This is a genomic window from Micromonospora sp. LOL_024 (assembly GCF_048060415.1).
Taxonomy (GTDB): Bacteria; Actinomycetota; Actinomycetes; order Mycobacteriales; family Micromonosporaceae; genus Micromonospora.
Map to the genome: position 1 here is coordinate 175715 of NZ_JBHMIS010000003.1, position 14997 is coordinate 190711.

Annotated in this window: 18 protein-coding genes; 8 read left to right on the top strand and 10 right to left on the bottom strand. The window is 71.7% G+C overall.

What is annotated here, in order from left to right; translation table 11 throughout:
- Positions 1-30: 30 nt before the first annotated feature.
- From ACFHWY_RS06475 to ACFHWY_RS06485, 3 genes are all read left to right on the top strand, one after another.
- Entirely contained in the window at positions 31-894 is an 864-nt protein-coding gene (locus ACFHWY_RS06475; protein ID WP_416579171.1) for a DUF1775 domain-containing protein, read from the top strand.
- Between the two features lie 147 nt (positions 895-1041).
- Positions 1042-1731: a response regulator transcription factor gene (locus ACFHWY_RS06480; protein WP_416579172.1), complete on the top strand. Its 690-nt coding sequence runs from the start codon at positions 1042-1044 to the stop codon at positions 1729-1731.
- A gap of 29 nt (positions 1732-1760) precedes the next feature.
- Positions 1761-3164, top strand: a complete 1404-nt coding sequence (locus ACFHWY_RS06485; protein ID WP_416579173.1) for an ATP-binding protein — start codon at positions 1761-1763, stop codon at positions 3162-3164.
- Positions 3165-3449: 285 nt separating this feature from the next.
- On the opposite strand, the gene ACFHWY_RS06490 is transcribed toward ACFHWY_RS06485, so the two are convergent.
- On the bottom strand, positions 3450-4481 hold the full coding sequence (locus ACFHWY_RS06490) for an adenosine deaminase (protein WP_416579174.1): 1032 nt from the start codon (positions 4479-4481) through the stop codon (positions 3450-3452).
- Positions 4478-5272: a trans-aconitate 2-methyltransferase gene (locus ACFHWY_RS06495; RefSeq protein WP_416579291.1), complete on the bottom strand. Its 795-nt coding sequence runs from the start codon at positions 5270-5272 to the stop codon at positions 4478-4480. The genes ACFHWY_RS06490 and ACFHWY_RS06495 overlap by 4 nt, the downstream gene beginning before the upstream one ends.
- Before the next feature lie 94 nt (positions 5273-5366).
- Between ACFHWY_RS06495 and ACFHWY_RS06500 the strand changes: the two genes are divergently transcribed.
- Together ACFHWY_RS06500 and ACFHWY_RS06505 are read left to right on the top strand one after the other, a co-directional pair.
- Positions 5367-6350 (top strand): aldo/keto reductase, encoded by a 984-nt coding sequence (locus tag ACFHWY_RS06500; protein WP_416579175.1) that lies wholly within the window; start codon positions 5367-5369, stop codon positions 6348-6350.
- 56 nt (positions 6351-6406) lie between these two features.
- Complete coding sequence (locus ACFHWY_RS06505) at positions 6407-6601, top strand: hypothetical protein (protein WP_416579292.1); 195 nt, start codon at positions 6407-6409, stop codon at positions 6599-6601.
- Between the two features lie 102 nt (positions 6602-6703).
- Here ACFHWY_RS06505 and ACFHWY_RS06510 read toward each other — a convergent pair whose 3' ends face one another.
- The 7 genes from ACFHWY_RS06510 to ACFHWY_RS06540 all read right to left on the bottom strand — a co-directional run bounded on the left by ACFHWY_RS06510 (position 6704) and on the right by ACFHWY_RS06540 (position 11028).
- Positions 6704-6907 (bottom strand): cold-shock protein, encoded by a 204-nt coding sequence (locus ACFHWY_RS06510; protein WP_067306996.1) that lies wholly within the window; start codon positions 6905-6907, stop codon positions 6704-6706.
- 320 nt (positions 6908-7227) lie between these two features.
- Positions 7228-7500 carry a DUF4235 domain-containing protein gene (locus tag ACFHWY_RS06515; RefSeq protein WP_416579176.1) on the bottom strand — a complete coding sequence of 91 codons (273 nt, stop codon included), beginning with the start codon at positions 7498-7500 and terminating at the stop codon, positions 7228-7230.
- Positions 7497-7811 carry a DUF3618 domain-containing protein gene (locus ACFHWY_RS06520; RefSeq protein ID WP_416579177.1) on the bottom strand — a complete coding sequence of 105 codons (315 nt, stop codon included), beginning with the start codon at positions 7809-7811 and terminating at the stop codon, positions 7497-7499. Before ACFHWY_RS06520 ends, ACFHWY_RS06515 begins: the two co-directional genes overlap by 4 nt.
- On the bottom strand, positions 7808-8242 hold the full coding sequence (locus ACFHWY_RS06525) for a phage holin family protein (protein ID WP_416579178.1): 435 nt from the start codon (positions 8240-8242) through the stop codon (positions 7808-7810). Before ACFHWY_RS06525 ends, ACFHWY_RS06520 begins: the two co-directional genes overlap by 4 nt.
- Positions 8243-8476: 234 nt before the next feature.
- Complete coding sequence (locus tag ACFHWY_RS06530) at positions 8477-9676, bottom strand: mechanosensitive ion channel family protein (RefSeq protein ID WP_416579179.1); 1200 nt, start codon at positions 9674-9676, stop codon at positions 8477-8479.
- Positions 9677-9788: 112 nt separating this feature from the next.
- Positions 9789-10610 (bottom strand): DUF1206 domain-containing protein, encoded by an 822-nt coding sequence (locus ACFHWY_RS06535; RefSeq protein ID WP_416579180.1) that lies wholly within the window; start codon positions 10608-10610, stop codon positions 9789-9791.
- A 58-nt stretch (positions 10611-10668) separates the two neighbouring features.
- On the bottom strand, positions 10669-11028 hold the full coding sequence (locus ACFHWY_RS06540) for a hypothetical protein (RefSeq protein WP_416579293.1): 360 nt from the start codon (positions 11026-11028) through the stop codon (positions 10669-10671).
- A 93-nt stretch (positions 11029-11121) separates the two neighbouring features.
- On the opposite strand from ACFHWY_RS06540, the gene ACFHWY_RS06545 reads away from it, so the two are divergent.
- Positions 11122-11424, top strand: a complete 303-nt coding sequence (locus ACFHWY_RS06545; protein WP_416579181.1) for a GNAT family N-acetyltransferase — start codon at positions 11122-11124, stop codon at positions 11422-11424.
- Here the strand turns inward: ACFHWY_RS06545 and ACFHWY_RS06550 are convergent.
- Positions 11408-12931 carry a glycoside hydrolase family 3 protein gene (locus ACFHWY_RS06550; RefSeq protein WP_416579182.1) on the bottom strand — a complete coding sequence of 508 codons (1524 nt, stop codon included), beginning with the start codon at positions 12929-12931 and terminating at the stop codon, positions 11408-11410. The genes ACFHWY_RS06545 and ACFHWY_RS06550 overlap by 17 nt on opposite strands.
- A gap of 135 nt (positions 12932-13066) precedes the next feature.
- Here ACFHWY_RS06550 and ACFHWY_RS06555 point away from each other — a divergent pair, with 135 nt between their 5' ends.
- Together ACFHWY_RS06555 and ACFHWY_RS06560 are read left to right on the top strand one after the other, a co-directional pair.
- Positions 13067-13189 carry a hypothetical protein gene (locus tag ACFHWY_RS06555; protein WP_416579183.1) on the top strand — a complete coding sequence of 41 codons (123 nt, stop codon included), beginning with the start codon at positions 13067-13069 and terminating at the stop codon, positions 13187-13189.
- A gap of 62 nt (positions 13190-13251) precedes the next feature.
- Positions 13252-14883, top strand: a complete 1632-nt coding sequence (locus ACFHWY_RS06560; RefSeq protein WP_416579184.1) for a RecQ family ATP-dependent DNA helicase — start codon at positions 13252-13254, stop codon at positions 14881-14883.
- Positions 14884-14997: the final 114 nt, after the last annotated feature.

Here is a 14997-nt window from a genome sequence, read left to right on the forward strand (position 1 = left end):
GACGGACACGGATGGGAACCCAGGATGGCGATGACGCGCGGCGGGAGCCGTCGGCACCGGGGCGCGCTGGTGGCCGCCCTGGCCACGGCCGTGGTACTACTCTGGCCCGCCACGGCGTGGGCGACGGACGTCAGCTTCACACCGAACGAGGCCAGGCAGGGCGAGTCGGTGAAGCTGGAGTTCGTGGTGCCCGACGAACGACCCGGGGTCCGTACCGAGAGCATCGAGATCCGGGTGCCGGCGGACACCCCGATCGCCGAGGTCTACCCGCTGTCGGTCGACGGGTGGGCGCCGCTGATCACCACCCGCAAGCTCGATACCCCGGTGGTCGGACTGCACGCCCCCGCCACCGACGTGGTGACCGCCTCGGTGACCTGGTCGCGGACGCCGGACGCGGGCGACGGACCGGCCCGGTTGCTGCTGTCGATGGGTCCGCTGCCGTTGACCGACCAGTTGAGCTTCGAGCTGCTGCAGACGTACGCCGACGGCCTGGTGGTGCGGTGGGGTCCCGGCCAGCGGCCACTGCCAACGTTGGCCCTGCTACCGGGAGATCCGGCCGCGCCGGGCGGACACGGTGGACACGGTGGCGCGCCCGCTGGCCAGCCGGTGGAGGGCGCGCCAGTCGGAGCCAACTCCGACGGCGGCCCGAACGCCAACAGCCTGTTGGCCGCCGGGTTGGTAGCCGGGCTCGGCGGCGGAGCGGTGGTGGGCTGGTTGGTCAGCCGCCGACGCCGCTCCTTGGCGCCGGAGATCGACCGGTCGGTGCTCGACGAGGAACCGACCGTCGAGCACCCTGGTCAGGACGGCGACGGCACGGACGTTCCCGGCCCCGGTGGCGCCGAGTCCGCCGATCAGGCGGGCAGCGACGCGGCGGGGGTCGGGGCTCGCCGGTGAACGGTGGGCGCGCGGCGACGTCAGCCCCGCCCAGCCGGGTGGCGACTCGCGCGGGCAATGGGTGAACGTCGTGGTCGCACCAGCTTGGCGGGTTCCGCGGTGGGCCGCGACGACGACCCGCTCACCCGCTCCGAGTACCGTGCTTGGGTGGCCACCGTCCTCCTGGTCGAAGACGATCACGTCGTCCGCGGCGCGATGCTTCGTTCCCTCACCGACCGGGGCCACGCCGTGCACGCGGTGGGCACCGCGCTGGACGCGCTGCGCCGGGTCGCCGCCGAAGCCCCCGATCTGGTCGTGCTCGATCTCGGCCTGCCGGACCTGGACGGCTCGGACGCCCTGCGCATGCTGCGCGGCATCACCGACGTCCCCATCATCATCGCCACCGCCCGCGACGACGAGCAGTCTGTGGTCAGGCTGCTGCGCGCCGGCGCCGACGACTACATGGTCAAGCCCTTCACCGGCGCGCACCTGGACGCCCGGATCACGTCGGTGCTGCGTCGGGTGGGTCGGGCCAGCCGCGCGGTGCAGTTGGCCGTGCACAGCGTGGGTGGTCTGCGCGTCGACGTCGGTGAGCGCAGCGCCCTTCTCGACGGCGAGGCGTTGGCGCTGACCCGCAAGGAATTCGACCTGTTGGCGTATCTCGCCGCACGTCCTGGCCGGGTAGTGTCCCGGCGGGAACTCTTGGAGGAGGTATGGCGGCAGCCATCGGTCGGCGAGGATCAGACCATCGACGTTCACCTGTACTGGCTGAGGCGCAAAATGGGCGAGTCCGCGGCGAAGCCGCGTTACCTGCGCACCGTGCGGGGGGTGGGCTTCCGCCTGGTGGCGCCGGACTGAGGCGGTCGCTGGTCCTGCTGACGGCCGGCATGGGCACCCTGCTGGCTTTGACCTTCCTGGTCCCGCTCGGGCTGACCCTCGGGGCACAAGCCCGCGAGGAGGCGATCGCCGACGCGGCCCGCCGCAGCTCGCTGGTGACCGGGGCGCTCGCGGTGAGCGTCGAGCCGCAGGCGGTGACTCGCGCGGTCGAGGCCAGTGGTGGACAGCCGCAGAGCCGACCGGTCGTACACGGGCTGGACGTGGACTCCGCCGCCGGTCGAGCCGACCCGGGGCAACTGGACCGGGCCCGGTCCGAGGGTCGTTCGTTGGTGGTCGACGTCGACGGTGGAGTGCTGCGGCTGGATCCGGTGGTGCTCGGCGAACGGATCGCCGTGGTCGAGGTCTTCGTCCCGGACGCCGCCCTCGACGCCGGTGCCAGGAACAGGTGGCTACTGCTGGCGGGGGTGGCCGTCGCCCTGGTGGGTGCCGCGATGCTGGTGGTGGACCGGATCGCCGCCCGCGCGGTGGAGGCCACCCGGAACTTGGTGACGGCGGCGCTCGCGGTGGGCGACGGCGATCTGGGCGTACGCGTCGCGCCCAGCGGCCCGCGCGAGGTGGCCGCGGCGGGTCAGGCGTTCAACCGGATGGCGGAGCGGCTCGTCGCCGCGCGCACGGAGGAGCGGGAACTGGTGGCGGATCTGTCCCACCGGTTGCGGACCCCGCTGACCGTGCTGCGGCTGGACGCCGAGGCGCTGGAGTCCGACGACACCAGCGTGGGCTCTTTCAGTCAGGCCGAGTTGGACCACCGTCGCGGCATCCGGCGGATCCGGCAGGCGATCGTCACCCTGGAGGGTGAGATCGACGTGCTGATCAAGACCACCCGTAAGACTGTGGCCACCGAGGCCCTGCCGGCGATGTGCGACGTCAGTGAGGTGGTCCGGGACCGGATGGTGTTCTGGGCGGCGCTCGCCGGCGACCAGAACCGTCCGCACCGGGTCTCCGGTGCGCAGCTACGCATCCCCGCACCGGTGCCCCGGGCCGAGCTTGCCGCCGCGCTGGACGCCGTGATCGGCAACGTGTTCCGCTACACCCCGCAGGGCACCGCGTTCGAGGTGGCGGTGTCGCGCCGCGACGGGTACGTGGCCATCCGGATCGACGATGCCGGGCCCGGCATCGTCGATTCGGACCGGGCCCTGCGGCGCGGCACCAGCGATCAGGGCTCCACCGGCCTCGGGCTGGACATCGCCAAGCGGGTGGCGTTGCAGGCCAGCGGGTCCGTCAGCATCGACCGGGCCCGCCTGGGCGGGGCCAGCGTGGTGATGCTGCTGGCCGACCCGGAGGCAACGTTACGCCAGGTCAGCCGGTTCGGCCTGGTGGGCCGGATGGCTCGGGAGAGCCGGGAGCAGAAGGTTGGTGGCCGCCGCTGGCCTCGGAAACCCCCCACGGAGAGTTGACCCCGATCGATGGGTCCGACCGCGGTGGACGCGGGCTGTGCGATGGCACAAGTCTTCCTTAGATCCGGGTTAACCCCACGTCGGTGACGCGAACCGGCTGACAGGATCGGCTCCGAACCGAACGGTTCTCCCGGCCCGACGCTCCCAGCACAGCCGGCCGGTGGAGCTGTGCGCGCGGCGGGAGACTCGGTCCCCCCACACCCTCTCCCGCCGCGCGCCCTGCCCCACACCGGGTCGATCTAGGGACAAACGTCGCTAGTCGATCTCCGGCAACTACCACAGGCCCTAGATCGGCGGGGCGTGGGCGACCAGGTAAGCGTCTATCTCGGCGGTGATTCGTTGTTTGCCGGCCTTGTCGAGGAAGGACGCGGTCACGGCGTTACGGGCCAGGTCGGCCACCTGAGCCGGACCGGCGTCGAGCAGCCGGGCCGCCACGGCGTACTCGTCGTCAAGGGTGGTGCCGAACATCGGCGGGTCGTCGGAGTTGATGGTGACCAGCAGTCCTGCCTCGACCAAGCGGGGCAGCGGGTGCTCCTCGATGCGCGCCACGGCCCGGGTCCGGACGTTGGACGTCGGGCACACCTCCACCGGGATCTGCCGCTCGGCGAGGTACGCGAGCAGCTGCGGGTCCTGCGCGGCGGAGATGCCGTGACCGATGCGTTCGGCGCCCAGCTCCCGCAGCGCGTCCCAGATCGTCTGCGGGCCGGTGGTCTCCCCGGCGTGCGGCACCGAGCGCAGCCCGGCTGCCCGGGCCTGGTCGAAATAGGGCTTGAACTGCGGCCTCGGTACGCCGATCTCCGGGCCGCCCAGGCCGAAGCTGACCAGCCCGTCGGGACGTTCGTCGAGGCAGATCCGCAGCGTCTCCTCGGCTGCCGGCAGCCCCGCCTCGCCGGGGATGTCGAAGCACCAGCGCAGCTCGATGCCGAAGTCGGCGGCGGCACGCTCGCGGGCGTCCTCGATCGCCTCGCAGAACGCCGGTGCGGGAATGCCGCGGCGCACGTGCGAGTAGGGCGTGACGGTCAGCTCGGCGTAGCGGACCTGCTGGCGGGCCAGTTCCCGGGCCACCTCGTGGGTGAGGATCCAGACGTCCTGCTGGTCGCGGACGAGGTCCACGACGCTGAGGTACAGCTCGATGAAGTGGGCGAAGTCGCGGAAGACGAAGTAGTCGGCCAGCAGGTTCGCGTCGGCCGGGACGGGGCTGTTTCCCTCGTGCCGGGCGGCCAGCTCGGCCACGATCCGGGGCGAGGCGGAACCGACGTGGTGCACGTGCAGTTCCGCCTTTGGCAGGCCGGCGATGAAGGTGCGCAGATCGGTCACGAGCTCTCCTGGGCGCGGGCGCCGGTATGGGCGACGAAGAAGATCCGCCGGAACGGGAAGTACACCTGGCCGTGCCGCGCCGGGTACGCCTCGGCGAGGCGTACCGCCAGTTCGGCCCGGAAGGCGGACCAGCCGGCGGCGGGCAGCGCGGCCCGGACCGGACGCAGCGCGGTGCCCTCCATCCAGCTCAGCACCGGGTGCTCCGCGTCGGGTCGGGCCGGTAGCAGGTGCACGTAGGTAGTCTCCCAGGCGTCGACGGCACAGCCGGCGGCGGCCAGCAACCTGGCGTAGTCGACCGGGCCGGCGACCGGGGCCTCGTGCAGCAGCGGGTGCAGTTCCGACCGCCACGGTGGCCGGTCGGCGACCTCGCGCAGCGCGCGGTGCGACGGGGCGTCGAAGTTTCCCGGCACCTGCACCGCCAGCCAGGCGCCGGAGGGCAGGTCGGCGGCCCAGCGGGTGAGCAGTTCCCGGTGGCCGGGCACCCACTGGAGTACCGCGTTGACGACTACCACGTCGGTGTCCGGTTCGGGCCGCCAGTGGCTCACGTCGGTGACGCCGAAGCTGACCGGGGTGTCCGAGGCGGTGGCGCGGGCGATCATCTCCGGCGAGGAGTCCAGCCCGACGATCCGGCTGTCAGGCCAGCGGGCGGCGAGGACGGCGGTCAGGGTGCCGGGGCCGCAGCCGAGGTCGACGACCGTCCGCGGCCGGTCGGCCGGCACCCGGGCGAGCAGGTCGTGGAAGGCTCGCGAGCGCTCGTCGCCGTAGCGCAGGTACGCCGCCGGGTCCCACATGTCGCCTCCATCCATCAATGCAAACCGTACGTTCGTCTTGTGTACGGTACGGCCCGATCCTGGAGCAGGCAAGGACGGTCACTAGGCTCAGCCCATGGAACAACGCACCTTTCCCCGCATGGACCGACAGGTCGGCGTGGTCGGGCTCGGCGCCTGGCAACTAGGGGCCGACTGGGGCACGGTCACCGAGGACGACGCGATGGCGGTGCTGGGCGCCGCGGTCGAGGCCGGCGTCACCTTCCTGGACACCGCCGACGTGTACGGCGACGGGCGCAGCGAGCAGCTGATCGGACGCTTCCTGGCCGCCCACCCGGACGCCGGGCTCACCGTGGCGACCAAAATGGGCCGTCGCGTCACACAGGCCCCGGAAGCATACATCTTGGACAACTTCCGTCAGTGGACCGACCGGTCCCGGGCGAACCTCGGCGTGGACACGCTGGACCTGGTGCAGTTGCACTGCCCGCCAACGGCCGTTTTCGCCGACGACACGGTCTTCGACGCCCTGGACACACTGGTCGCCGAGAAGCGGATCGCCGCGTACGGCGTCAGTGTGGAGACCTGCGCCGAGGCGCTCACCGCGATCGCCCGACCCGGGGTGACCAGCGTGCAGATCATCCTCAACGCGCTGCGCCACAAGCCGCTCGAACGGGTGCTGCCGGCCGCCTCCGCCTCCGGGGTCGGGATCATCGCCCGCGTCCCGCTGGCCAGTGGCCTGCTCTCCGGCCGGTACGACGAGCAGACGACCTTCGCCGCCGACGACCACCGCGCCTACAACCGGCACGGGGAGGCGTTCGACGTCGGCGAGACCTTCTCCGGCGTCGACTTCTCCACCGGCCTGGCCGCCGTCCGGCGGCTCGCCCCGCTGGTCGGCGACGGCCGGACGATGGCCCAGTTCGCACTCCGTTGGGTGCTCGACCAACCGGGAGTCACTGTGGTCATCCCGGGCGCCCGGGACGCCGCGCAGGCCCGCGGCAACGCCGCCGTGCCCGGCCAGCCGGCGCTGACGGAGGAGGAACTGACCCAGGTGGCGGCGGTGTACCACGACCTGATCCGCCCGCAGGTGCACCACCGCTGGTGACCGACGCGCCCGCCGGTGGCGCGGCCACCGGCGGGCTCCGGCAGAAGGAGACCGCGATGAGCGGATGGTTCCGACTCACGCTCGGCCTGCTGGCCGTCATGGTGGGTGCGGTGTGGACGGTGCAGGGCCTGGGCTACGTCGAGGGCAGCGCGATGACCGGCCAACGAATCTGGGCGATGATCGGCCCGGCGCTGGCGCTGGTGGGCCTGATCCTGCTCTGGCTCGGGATGCGCGCCCGCAGTCGGCGCTGACCGACCGGCGGGATGCGGAAAGCCCCGCGTCCGTTCGGGACACGGGGCTTCGCGTTGATTCGGGGCTGCCTCGCCACTGGCCGGCGGTCGCCGGCCGGTGCCTCAGAGGGGGCGGACCTGCTCGGCCTGCGGACCCTTCTGGCCCTGGGCGATCTCGAACTCCACCCGCTGGTTCTCCTCCAGCGAGCGGTAGCCGCTGGACTGGATGGCCGAGAAGTGGACGAACACGTCAGCACCCCCGCCGTCGACGGTGATGAAGCCGAAGCCCTTGTCAGCGTTGAACCACTTCACGGTTCCCTGCGCCATGTGTATCTCCTTCTAAAACTGGCGGCCGAGCACGCCGTGCGGCCGATTGGCCGTTTTCGAGCAGCGGCGCCTGAGGCGGCCCCCGGTGAAGGAGACTTCTCTCAACCCACGCCATCTCGCAACAGCGTGGAACAGCAAACCACGTACGCAAAACTCTGCACAGCCCAGCCGAAGAAGTTTTCCGACATGTGACCTGACGGATGTGCAAGATCCGCTATGCGGCGGCTGCGAGATATGCGAAAGGCCCTCTCGCCGACAAACGGCGGGAGAGCCTTGACGCGCTTTCGTCGGTGCACTGAAGATCGTGTCGAAGCCTCGACCTAGTCGGGCCACCGACCGGTGACCCGCCGCACGCCGACCGCGCCGCCCCGGTCAACGGCGGCCCGGACGACCGAGAAGATGGCACCCTGCAACGCCGCCGCCGCCAGGATCTCGCCCCAGCGACGGTCCTCGTCGGTCGGGTTGGGTGCCTCGCCGTCACCGGCGGTCATCTTCCACACCTGACGGAAGACCGCGCCCGCGATCGCGCCGGCCGCGAAGCCCATGAGCACGCCGACCGGCTTGTAGGCGGCCTTGCCGATCCCCTTGCTCACCCACGCCTCCCTCGAATGATCAGTAGCACCACCGCGGCCGCGAGAGCGCCGGCCGCGAGAGCCACGAAGGGCATCGGCCCCTGCCGCACCTGCGCCTCGGTGTGGTTGAGTCCGGCCTGGGCGCGGACCCGGGCGACGGTCGACGCGGCCTGCTCCCGGACCCGTTCCCGGGTCTGGTCCGCCGAGGATCTCAGCCGCTTCTTGACGTCCGCCTTCGCGGCCAGCGCCTCCATCGTCTCGCCCAACTCGACCCGGGTACGCCGGATCTCCTCGCGCAGCGCCTCGGTGTTTCCGGTGCCGTTGCCCGTCATGCCCGCCCCCTGTCCTTGACCGCGGCGCTGACCACGTCCACGTCGGCCCGCAGGCTGCGCACGGTCGCCTGGGGCATCGGCGGCACAGCCCGGCTGACCTGCCGCTTGCCGATCAGCGCGAGCACACCGGCGACCAGGAACATCGCTGCCCCCACGATCAGGGCGGCCGCCCACGCCGGCAGCACCAGGGCCAGCAGCAGAATCGCGGCGGTGATCAGCGCGCCCAGGCCGAAGAAGGCGAATGCGCCGCCACCGGCGAACAGACCAATGCCGATGCCGGCGTGCTTACCCTTCTCCGTCAGTTCCGCGCGCGCCAGCGCGAGCTCGTCCCGGACCAGACGCGACACCTGCTCGGTCGCCCGGTGAACAAGTTCGGCGGTGGACGGCTCGCTCCCGTTTTGGGACGTGCGGACGTTCGTCACGTCAGCCATGGCTGTCCTCCTCTCCTCATCACCGCGCTGTATGCCCGGAGTCGCCGCTCGTCAATCCTGTGCGCGGTTCTCGACCAGACGCACCGCGCAGCAGGTCCCCTGAAATTCTGCCGTCAAACCTCCACACCCGGCCCCCACTCCCCCCACCTCACCGGTTGATCACGGGGTTGTTGCGGCGACACGCCGGGCGGTACGACAACAACCTCACGATCGACGGGAGTGCGGGCAGGCCGGTCAGCGGCGGGCGTCGGTGGGCTGCTCATCGGGACCGACGAAGGCTTCGCTGCGCGCGTCGCCGTCGTCGCTGCCACCGAAGAGGCGGGCATCGTCGGGCAGCTCCGAATCGGCGGGCCGACGGGCCGAGCCCCGCGGCTGGACCCACTGCCACGGCAGGTCGCCCGTACCGTTGCCCACCTCAGTGCGCAGCCGGGGCATCGCGGTGGGCCGGTGGTCGCGTACCCAGGCCACCAGGTGTTCCCGAACCAGGCAGCGCAGGTCCCAGAGGGCGCCCGCGTTACCGGCGCTGACCAGCGCGCGAACCTTGATCATGCCGCCGGTGGCGTCGGTCACCTGAAGTACGCAGACCCGGCCGTCCCACAGCTCGGTGCTCTCGACCAGGCGGCGCAACTCCTCCCGCATGGCCTGCACCGGGATCGACCAGTCGACCTCGAGCTCGGCGGTGCCGAGCACCTTCGCCTCCGTCCGGGTCCAGTTCTGGAACGGGCTGCTGGTGAAGTAGGAGGTGGGCAGAATCAGCCGCCGGTCGTCCCAGATCTGGACCACCACATAGCTGAGCGTCAGCTCCTCGATCCGCCCCCACTCCCCCTCGACCACGACCACGTCGCCCAGACGCACCGCGTCGCTGAAGGCGAGTTGCAGGCCGGCGAAGAGGTTGCCGAGCAGGCTCTGTGCGGCCAGCGCGGCCACCACACCGACCACACCGGCGCTGGTCAGTACGCCGGCGCCGATGCCACGCACGGCGGGGAACGTCATCAGCATCACGCCGACGGTCAGCACGACGATCACCACGACGGTCACCCGGCGCAGCATCACGACCTGGGTACGCACCCGGCGGGCGTGCCGGTTGTCCGGCACGTCAACCCGGAACTGGGCCAGCGCGGTGTCCTCGATCACGACCAGCAGGGAAGCGACCAGCCAGGCGGCGGCCGCGATGACGGCGAGCACCAGCAGGTGCAGCAGCCCCTGCCGCCACTCGCTGCCGACCGCGTACCCGGTGCTGAAGCGGACGGCGAACTGCACGGCGAGCACCGTGGCGGCGACCTGGAACGAGCGGTGCGCGTGCTGGGTCAACTCGGTCAACAGCAGCGAACGGCGGCCCCACCGCCGGGTGAGGCGGTGCACCACCTCGACCACGACAAGGGCGATCGCCGCCGCGGCGAGGGCGGCGACGACCGTCACGAGGTAGCTGTGCACGTGGTATTACTCCTTCCGGCCCCGATGGCCCGACGGCAAGATCCGTTGCAATGAGGCCATGTTGCCTCGGATCGCCGTCGCCGGCTACCGGGGGACCCGGTGCAGAGCGAGGTCAGACCTTACGGTAGCGGGACTGGAGGAAGCAGTACAGGCCGAAGGCCGCGATGCCCAGCGCCACGAGGGTGAGCAGGATCGGGCCGAACGACTGGTCGCGCAGCGTCCGCAGCGCCGCGTCCAGGCCACGGGCCCGCTCCGGGTCGTAGTTCACCGCGGCCAGCACGACCAGCAGGCCGGTGATGCCGAACGCGGTACCCCGGGAGGCATAGCCGGCCAGGCCGAGCCGGCGGGCGAGCCGGGTGGTCCGGGCGTTCATCTCGCCGGACTTCAGGCGCTTCATGAACTTCTTCTTCACACCGTAGACCGCCATGCCGACGCCGAGACCGACGAGGGCCAGGCCGGCGAGGCCGACCAGCCACCGGCCGCCGGTGGATTCCATCAGCCGGGCGGTCGTCTCCTCCTGCTGCGACGCGCTGTCGGAGTTGGCGTTGGAGAAGACCTTCCAGGCGGTCCAGGCCAGCCAGAGGTAGATGACCGCCCGAGCGGCGGAGAAGACCCGTTCCCTGAGCCGGTCGTTGCCCCGCTCGGTGCGATGCCCGACGGCCGCCTCAAGAGCCTGCCAGATCGCCATGGCGAGCATGCCGACGGCGATGGCGATGACGACGAACGTGCCCATCGGCTGGCTCGCGAGGGTACGCAGCGCACCGGACTGGTCGCCGTCGTCGGACGAGTTGCCGAACGCGATCTGCAGCGCCAGCCAACCGAACAGGAGGTGCACGATCCCGTAGCCGACGAAACCGGCCCGAGCGAGGAGTTCCAGCCACCGGCTGTCGGCCGTGCGGGCGGCGGTAGCTTCGGCGTTCCGGGTGAGAGACATGGGGCCTCAGTCTCCCGACCCGAAGATCTCCAAACACGGTCCGCCGCCTGTGCCGCCGTCAGCCTCCGTTCCGGGCGATGCGAACCTGCACCTCGGAGTCGGTGACGCTGTCCAGGGTGACCGCGAGACCACCGACCTCGGCGGCCTGCTGGCCGACGGTCAGCGACAGTCGCTCGCCGCCGACCTCAATGGTGACCACATCGTCCTGGGCGTCGACGAGGCGCGCCTCGACACCGAAGATGCTTGCCTGGGCGTCCACGCCCCGGTCGAAGGTCACCGTGCAGGCGTCCAGTCCGCAGCTCGTGCTGGCACCCTCGGAGCTGCAACCGGCCAGCAGCGCCGCGCCGAGGGCGATGCCGGCCAGCAGGCCGACGGTCCGGCGGGCGGGGGCATTGCGGGCGGTCGCGCGAACGGCGATCGCGGGAACAGGGCGCACACCGGCGGGGGATCGGTTCGTCACGCCACCCAGCGTACGAGACGCCGACGAACCCCTCCGGCGGCGACGGCCGGCGTGGACAATGAGACGGTGGGCATGCTGGTCGAGGAGAACGCCGCCAAACATCGCTACGAGATTCTGGTCGACGACGCGTTGGCCGGCTTCACCGCGTACCTGCCCCGGGGCGAGGTGCTGGTGTTCACCCACACCGAGGTCAGTGACGCGTTCCAGAACATGGGCGTCGGCTCGGCGCTGATGCGCGGCACGCTGGACCAGATCCGTGGGCGGGACGGCCGGGTGGTGCCCCGGTGCCCGTTCATGGCCTCCTTCATCGAGCGCCACCCGGAGTACGCCGACCTGGTCACCAGCCTGGCGTGACGACGCCGCTGAGTACCTCGGCGGCGGCGCGGCCGGCGGCCCGGGTGGCACTGTGGGTGGCGACGTGCACCGTGCCGGTGACCAGCGCGGGCACCCCGAGTTCGACCACCACCGCGTCGGGCCGGGTGGCCAACGCCTGGTCGACCGCCTCCCGCATCCAGCGGTGCCGGTGCAGGTCGCGCACGACGAGCACCAGAGGCCGGCCGGCGGCACCGGCGGTCGGATCGACGGGTGCCGTTGCCTCGGCGTACCGCACGCCGGTGGTGCCGGCCACCAGCAGGGTCAGCGGCTCGGCGACCCCCCAGGGGGTCTCCGCCCCGATCGCGATGTTGTGCGGCGGCTCGAACTCGACCACGTGTGGCACACCGACCAGCGGCAGTACGGTGTTCCCGGAACCGCTGTCGGTGACCTTGACCGCGCGGCGCGCGGCGGCCAGACCGACTGCCGACCCGGCACCACCGGCGGCGGGCGCGGCACCGGCCGAGGTACGGCGGGCGGCGCGGGCCGCCACTGTCCAGGCGGCGAGTTGACCGACCCGCTTGGCGGCCTCGGCCAGCCGCTCCTCGGGCAGTTCACCGGTGACGACCGCGTCGACGAGGGCGTCGCGCAGGTGACGGGCTATCTCCTCGTCGGCGTGCTCGCCGCCCACGCAGATCGCGTCGGCACCGGCCGTCAGGGCCCGTACTGCCGCGCCGGCCAGGCCGTACCGGCCAGCCACCGCGCGCATCTCCACCGCGTCGGTCACCACGACTCCGTCGAAGCCCATCTCCTCGCGCAGCAGTCCGCCCAGAATCCGGCCGCTGAGCGTGGCCGGCAGCTCGGGATCCAGCGCCGGCACCAGCAGGTGTCCGGTCATCACCGCCTGGACGCCCGCCGCGACGGCGGCCCGGAAGGGCGCCAGCTCGACGGCGTGCAGCCGGGCCCGGTCGGCGGTGATCCGGGGCAGGTCGTGGTGCGAGTCGACCCGGGTGTCGCCGTGGCCCGGGAAGTGCTTGGCACAGGCGGCGACGCCGCCGGCCTGCAGGCCGCGGACCCAGGCGGTGGTGTGCCGGGCGACCAGCGACGGTTCGGCGCCGAAGGCGCGGACACCGATCACCGGGTTGTCCGGGTTGGAGTTGACGTCGACGTCCGGCGCGTAGTTCAGGGTGATCCCGACAGCGGCGAGTTCGACAGCGAGGTCACGGGCTACCTCCTCGGTCAGTGCCGGGTCGTCCACCGCACCGAGGGCGAGATTGCCCGGACGGGTACTACCCCGGCCGGACTCGATCCGGGTTACGTCCCCCGCCTCCTCGTCGATCGCGACGATCACGTCTGGACGCTCCGCGCGCAGCGCGGCGGTGAGGGCACAGACCTGCTCGGGGTCGACGACGTTGCGGCCGAACAGCACCACCGCGCCCAGCCCGTCGCCGAGCCAGCGGCGGACCCAGGCGGGCGGGACGGTGCCGACGAAGCCGGGCTGCAGGACCGCAGCCGCCAGCACCGCCAGGTTTCCACTGCGCTCGCTCATGCCGGTGTCGCACCCCCGTCTTCCGCCGCGGACTCCCCCCGCCAGCAGGCGGTGCAGACATGGTCACACCGCGCCAATAAATAGTCAATAAACCTTACAGTTGCCTTGGGAGCGCTACACCGGGAAAGTGCGGGCATGGACCCCGCGCTGCTGGCAGACGCGACCTCTGCCGCCGACATCCCCGGCGTACGCCTGCTCGGCCTGGTGGTCGGCGGTGTGCTGCTGCTGCTCGCCATCCGGGCGATGTTCCGACGCTGAACCCTGCTGCACGCGTCCACCGGGGTTTCGACCCGCAACCACCCGGGTACCTGCGGCCTTCGATGAAACTGACCACGCATTCGATGTCGCTGCGCCGCGCCGCCCGCAGCCTGTTCGGCTGGACCGCCCTGCGTCCCAACCAGCTGGCCGCGATGCGCGCTGTGATGCGGCGACGCGACGCGCTGGTGGTGTTGCCCACCGGCGCCGGCAAATCGGCCATCTACCAGATCCCGGCCAGCCTGATTCCCGGCCCGACCGTGGTGATCTCACCGCTGCTCGCCCTGCAGCAGGACCAGATCGCGGCGCTCAACGAGCGACGGCGACCGGAACTGAGGGCGGTCCGGATCAGCTCGGACGAGACACCGGCCCAGCAGGCCGAGGCGATCGCCGAGATCCGCGACGGGCGGGCCGAGTTCCTCTTCATCACCCCGGAGCAACTGGCCAACCCGGACCGACTGGCCGAGGTCCGGGCCCTCAGGCCGGCGCTGGTGGCGATCGACGAGGCGCACTGCATATCCGCCTGGGGGCACGACTTCCGCCCCGACTACCTGGCCCTCGGCCAGCTCATCGAGGGCCTCGGTCGGCCCTCGGTGGTCGCGCTGACCGCCACCGCGTCCCCGCCGGTACGCGACGACATCATCGCCCGGTTGCGGCTGCGCAAGCCCGAGGTCGTCGTCTCCGGCCTGGACCGGCCCAACCTCTTCGTCGAGGTGGCGCACTGCCCCACCGAGGACTACCGGTGGCGTCGGCTGATGGCGCTGCTCAGCGACGACACCCGGCCGGGCATCATCTACGTGCCCACCCGCCGCGCCGCGGAGGAGCTGGCGGCCCGGCTGACCGATGCAGGCTTTCCCGCGCAGTACTACCACGGCGGGATGGCGACCAACGCGCGCACCCGACTGCACGAGGCGTTCCTCGCCGACCAGGTGCCGATCATGGTCGCCACGTCCGCCTTTGGCATGGGCATCGACAAGCCGAACATCGCCTGGGTGGTGCACATGGCGCTACCCGACGCACCGGACAGCTACTTCCAGGAGGTCGGCCGGGCCGGGCGCGACGGCCAGCCGGCCCGCGTGCTGCTGCTGTGGCAGGCTGAGGACGTCGGACTGCAACGGTACTTCAGCGGCGGCCTGCCCGACGCCACCGAACTGCGGGACCTGGCCGCGCTGCTGCGCCACGGCCCGACAACCCGCAAGGAGCTACGCGAGGACACCGGGTTGGGCCCGCGCAAGCTCGGACAGTACCTCGCCCTGCTGGAACAGGTCGGCGCCGCGCAACCGGCAGCGGGGCAGCGCACCGCCGCACCCCGATACGCCCCCACTCCGGTAGACGCGGCCGCCGCCGCCCTGGCCGAGGCGGAACGGCAGCAGGGTCTGACCCGGTCGCGGACCGACATGATGCGCGCCTTCGCCGAGACCAGCGCCTGCCGGGGGCAGACGCTGCTGGCCTACTTCGGAGAACAGATGACCGCGATCTGCGGTCACTGCGACAACTGCCACGCCGGCACCAGCGTCGCCGACGACGGCTCGGTCGGGCCGTTTCCCGTACACAGCCAGGTCCGACACGCGGAGTGGGGTGCGGGCCTGGTGCTCAGCTACGAGGAGGACCGGATGACGGTGCTGTTCGACGAGGTCGGGTACAAGACGCTGTCAGTCAGCGTGGTGTCCGAACAGGGCCTGCTGACCCTGGACTAACCTGAGCCGGCCACTGAGGCAGCTGAACCAGACCGGGCCGGCCGCACGGTAGCGGCCTGACCAAACCGGACGGCCGCAGCAGGCGGCGCGGCCTGGTGGGACGTGAACGACGAG